Consider the following 5,078-nt stretch of genomic DNA (forward strand, 5'->3'; position numbering starts at 1 on the left):
GTTTACAAGGCTGTAGGTGTCGGGATCGAGAAGCTCCGGCTTCCGGCGGGCATTAAACTTCGTGTAGGTGTCGAGCAGGTCCGCAATCTCGTCTGCATGCTCATCGGGAAACTGCTCGCCGGCCCACTGGCGCGTATAATCACCCATCCGCTCCAGCGGCCAGTCTGAAGGGTCCCAGGCAAAGTCGAGGAAGAAATCGATCGGTAATTCCATGGGCTTCAGATCGCCGACATTGACGATCCAGAGCTCGTCGGCGCCGTATTCATAAGCAACCGACATCTGCTCGCGCACGCGCTCCAGCTGCGTGGTGTTGATCCATTTATAGTTCCGCGGGCCGCCGACATAATCGAAGTGATAATAGACGCCATAGCCGCCGGGACGCTCTTCGCCGAGCTTCGGCAGGCGGCGGATATTGCCCCAATTATCATCGGCAAAGAGAAGCGTGACATCGTCGGGCACGCTCATGCCCTGATCGTAATAGTCCTGCACTTCCTTGTAGAGCGCCCAGATCTGAGGCTGCTCCGAGGCCGGCGCGCCTGTCACCTCGGCGATGATGTCGCGCTGGGCGGCGACAATGCCTTCCAGAAGCTCGGGGGCCGTGCCTTCCGTCATCGCCTCGTCGCCGTCCCCGCGCATGCCGATCGTGACGATCGCCTCGCGGCCCGCGATCCGCTCCATGCCGAAGCGCCAGAAGTCTGTCAGCACGGCGGGGTTGGATGCGAAATTCCAGGCGCCCTCGCCATAACGCTCCCATTCAATATGCGCCCGGCCCAGCGGCTCGTGATGCGAGGTCCCGATGACGACGCCCATCTCATCGGCGAGCGCGGCATTCATCGGGTCGTCGTCATAGAAGGCTTTGCCCCACATGGCCGGCCAGAGATAATTACCCTTGAGCCGCAGGATCAGTTCGAAGACACGCTCATAGAAATCGTGATTGAAGCCGCCATAGGTGGCATTCACCCAGCCATAGAGCGCCGGGTTTTCATCATTCAGGAAGATGCCGCGATAGCGCACGGCCGGTTTCTCGACGCGCCGCTCACCGGGCACGAAGAGCGTATCTGTCTGCTCAATCGGAACATCAGCCCACCAGGTCCAGGGCGAGATGCCAGCCTGTTCGGCAAGGTCATAGACCCCGTATATCGTGCCGCGTTTGTCAGAGCCTGCGACAATAAGAGCGCTCTCGACGCCATCAAACGGGCGCTCCACGGCCTCATGCATGAAGGCCTCCCACTCCCCTGCCAGCCCTTCAGAAGACACGGCCGCCTGCTCTGTCAGAGGCGCAAGCCAGCGCGACTTGCCGAGTGATCCGACAATGATCAGATGCTCGGTCTCATTCGGCAGGCTGGTCGCGATGAGCGGGCGTGCGCCTGTCCGCGCTTCAAGGTCGGCCTGCAGATTGCGGACCGCCCGCAGAATGCCTTCATCTTCGCCCGGATCGACAAGGATGGTGGCGATACGCTCCTCGGCAAAGATCGGGAAACCCTGCTGCACCGGTTCTGCGCTCGCGCTTTCCCCGGCGCGCGAGTCAGGCGCGGCAGCCCTTTGTGCGCAGGCCGGCAGCGCCATGAAAAGCAGGAGTGATACCAGAACCGGCAGGATGGATCTGGGCGCCGCAGGGCTCGACCGGTATTTCGTCATTTATTTTACCTTGGCCTTTTCCGTTGCGCTCGATTTCGATATCGTCTAGCCAAAATGTTAACGCCAACATTCTCCGGTGCAACCACCTACCGAACCAAGACATGTCTTTCGAAAAGACAGTCGAACGCACAAGGGAGAGGCGAAAAGGGGAGACGAGAATATGCGCATCATCAATCCATCATGGGTCCCGCTGGCCGCCGCTGCCGCCGGCCTTCTGGTTACGGCCTGTACCACGGCCGAGCCACCCGCCGAGACCTCGGCGCCTGAGGCCGCTGCGCCACAGCCGGCGGAACAACAAGCCGATGTCTCTGTGTGGCCTGCCCCGCAGAGCGATCTCATCGATCCGTCCATCGAGGCGCGCATTGACGAGATCATGGCAAAGATGACGCTGGAGCAGAAAGTCGGCCAGGTTATCCAGGCCGACAATGGCTCCGTGACACCCGAAGATGTCAAAAAATACCGGCTCGGCTCTGTGCTCAGCGGCGGCAATTCAGCGCCGAACGGCAAGCCCTATGCGAGCGTCGAGGAATGGGTCGCCGAGACAGATGCCTATTATGCTGCCTCAGTCGATCCTGAAGGGGTCGAGATCGCGATCCCGATTATCTGGGGCATCGATGCGGTCCACGGCCATAATAACGTCATCGGCGGCACCGTCTTTCCGCACAATATCGGCCTCGGCGCCATGCGTAATCCCGGGCTGATCGAGAAGATCGCAGAAGTTACCGCCACAGAGCTGCGCGTGACCGGCCATGACTGGACGTTCGCACCCACCGTCGCCGTCCCGCGCGATGACCGCTGGGGACGCACTTATGAAGGCTTTGCAGAAGACCCCGAAGTGGTCGCCTCCTATTCCGCAGCGATCGTGGAAGGCCTGCAGGGCGTCTTCGGCGCGGATGACTTTCTTGACGACACACATGTGATCTCCACGGCCAAGCACTATCTCGGCGATGGCGGCACTGAGGGCGGCGCAGACCAAGGCGACACGCAGGTCTCAGAAGCCGAGCTCGCGCGCATTCATGGCGCCGGCTATCCCCCTGCCATCGAAGCGGGCGCGCTCTCCATCATGGCGACCTTTTCCAGCTGGAACGGCACCAAGACGACCGGCGACAAACACCTGCTGACCGATGTTCTCAAGGAGCGCATGGGTTTTGACGGCTTCGTCGTCAGCGACTGGAACGCGCACGGCCAGGTCGATGGCTGTACCAATGAAAGCTGCCCGGCCGCGCTGATCGCCGGCATCGACATGTATATGGCGCCCGATAGCTGGAAGGGGCTTTACGAAAATACGCTCGCCCAGGCCCAGAGCGGCGAGATCCCGATGGCACGCCTCGATGACGCGGTGCGCCGTATCCTGCGCGCCAAGCTGCACTACGGCTTGTTCGACGAAGGGCGCCCCTCAGAGCGCCCGCTCGCCGGTCGCAGCGACCTTCTCGGCTCGCAGGACCACCGGGCCGTTGCCCGTCAGGCGGTGCGCGAATCGCTCGTCCTGCTCAAGAATGATGGTGTCCTGCCAATCGCGCCGACGGCGAATATCCTCGTCGCAGGCGATGGCGCAGACGATATTTCGAAACAGTCTGGCGGCTGGACGCTCACATGGCAGGGCGGCGGCATCGAGAATGACGAATTCCCGAACGGCGCTTCGATCCTCGACGGTCTGGTCTCTGCGGCTGGCAGCGTCACCCACAGCCCGGATGGCAGCTACGTCCAGACACCGGATGTCGCCATCGTCGTCTTCGGCGAGGACCCGTATGCCGAATTCCGCGGCGATGTCGACCATCTCGCTTATGACCTCGACGGCTCAAACGAAATCGAGCTGCTGCGCAAGCTGCAAGCCGACGGAATCCCGACCGTCAGCGTCTTCCTGTCGGGCCGCCCGATGTGGGTGAATCCAGAGATCAATGCCTCGGATGCCTTTGTCGCCGCCTGGCTGCCGGGCAGCGAAGGCGCAGGCGTCGCAGATGTCCTGATCGGCGCGGAAGACGGCACCCCGCGCCATGACTTCACCGGCACGCTATCCTACTCCTGGCCAAAGAGCCCCGATCAGAGCCCGCTCAATGTCGGAGACGAGATCTACGATCCGCTCTTTGCCTATGGCTACGGCCTTTCCTACGGATCGCCCGGCGAAGTTGGCGAGCTTGATGAAACAGTGCCGGACACCCTGCAGGCGACCGCCGGTAGCAGCGTGTTCTTCGGCGACGGCAGCTTCAGCACGAACTCGCAGGCGGTCACCTCCGACGGCGTCAGCCAGGGCCGCGTCGACCACACCGCCCAGGAAGATGCCCTCCTGTTCACCTTCCCAGAGGCTGGCGGCGAGGTCGCCTTCATCGATGGCACCACCCGCGATATCATGCGCGAAGCCAATGCCGATATCGAGCTCATGCTCACCCTGCGCTCGACGCTGACCTCTCCGGTCGAAATCGGCATGGCCTGCGAAGGCGACGATTGCAGCGGAACACGGCTGCTGTCGGCGGCTGATCTCGGAAATGGCGAGTGGAGCGAGCTTCGCATCTCTCTGAGCTGCCTCGGTGAGCTCGATCTCACAGCCGTCACCTCGCCTGTCCTGGTGCAGGCATCGGGCACCGGAACGCTGGCCATTTCCGATGCCCGCCTGGTCGAGGATGCAGACGCGCAAGAGACCTGTCCTGGTGAGTGATACGGCCCTGCCCGGCTCAACTCGCAACGCAACCTCTGACCTGCGGCAGCTTCGCGGCCACGGTTTCGAGCTTGAGCTGCAGGCTGGTTGCGGCGGGCGGATCGTGTCGCTGCGCCATCAGGGCAAGGATGTGCTCCACCCGGATACCAGACCGCGGGACAGGAATGTTCTCGATGCGGGCTGTTTTCCGCTGGTGCCGTTCTCGAACCGCATCCGCAACGGCGAATTTTCATTCGGCGGGAAGGCCTATTCGCTCGACAGCAATTGGGATGGCGACGCGCATGCCATTCATGGCGAAGGCTGGACCAGCGCCTGGACGGTGACCCATCAGGATGATGTCTCGGCGCGCCTGTGGATGTCGGGCAGCGGGTGGTGGCCCTGGGCCTATGAATGCAGCCAGATGATCCGGCTCGCCCCCAACAAGGTCATCCTCTCGCTGAATGTGACAAATCTCGACAACAGGCCGATGCCGGCCGGGCTGGGGTTCCACCCCTATTTCCCGCACCATCCAGGCACCCAGCTTCAATTCAGCGCCACGGGCGTGATTGCACCGATGGGCGAGCGGCTCGCTGAGATCGATCCGCTGACACCGAAGACGGACTTTTCACAGCTCACTGATGTCGATGCGCGCGATCTGGACCATGGCTATGCCGGCTGGGACGGGACAGCGACAATTCACCAGCCGGGCCAGGCCATGGAGATTGCCGTCCGGACGAGCTGTGCACCTGCTGGAACGGTGGTGTACACGCCGCCTGACCTGCCCTTTTTCTGTTTCGAACCCGTCTCA

3 protein-coding genes are annotated in these 5,078 nt (G+C 62.3%); 2 read left to right on the plus strand and 1 reads right to left on the minus strand.

The annotated features are described in order from the left end of the window. A partial coding sequence (locus tag WA989_RS04310) for a glycosyl hydrolase 115 family protein (RefSeq protein ID WP_424339279.1) occupies nt 1-1,638 on the minus strand: 1,638 nt, incomplete at its 3' end. A 160-nt stretch (nt 1,639-1,798) separates the two neighbouring features. On the opposite strand from WA989_RS04310, the gene WA989_RS04315 reads away from it, so the two are divergent. Together WA989_RS04315 and WA989_RS04320 are read left to right on the plus strand one after the other, a co-directional pair. After that, nucleotides 1,799-4,291 carry a glycoside hydrolase family 3 N-terminal domain-containing protein gene (locus WA989_RS04315; protein ID WP_424339280.1) on the plus strand — a complete coding sequence of 831 codons (2,493 nt, stop codon included), beginning with the start codon at nt 1,799-1,801 and terminating at the stop codon, nt 4,289-4,291. Beyond that, a partial coding sequence (locus tag WA989_RS04320) for an aldose 1-epimerase (RefSeq protein WP_424339281.1) occupies nt 4,284-5,078 on the plus strand: 795 nt, incomplete at its 3' end. The genes WA989_RS04315 and WA989_RS04320, both read left to right, overlap by 8 nt.

This window comes from Henriciella sp. (assembly GCF_049649345.1).
In the GTDB taxonomy this organism is placed as follows: Bacteria; Pseudomonadota; Alphaproteobacteria; order Caulobacterales; family Hyphomonadaceae; genus Henriciella.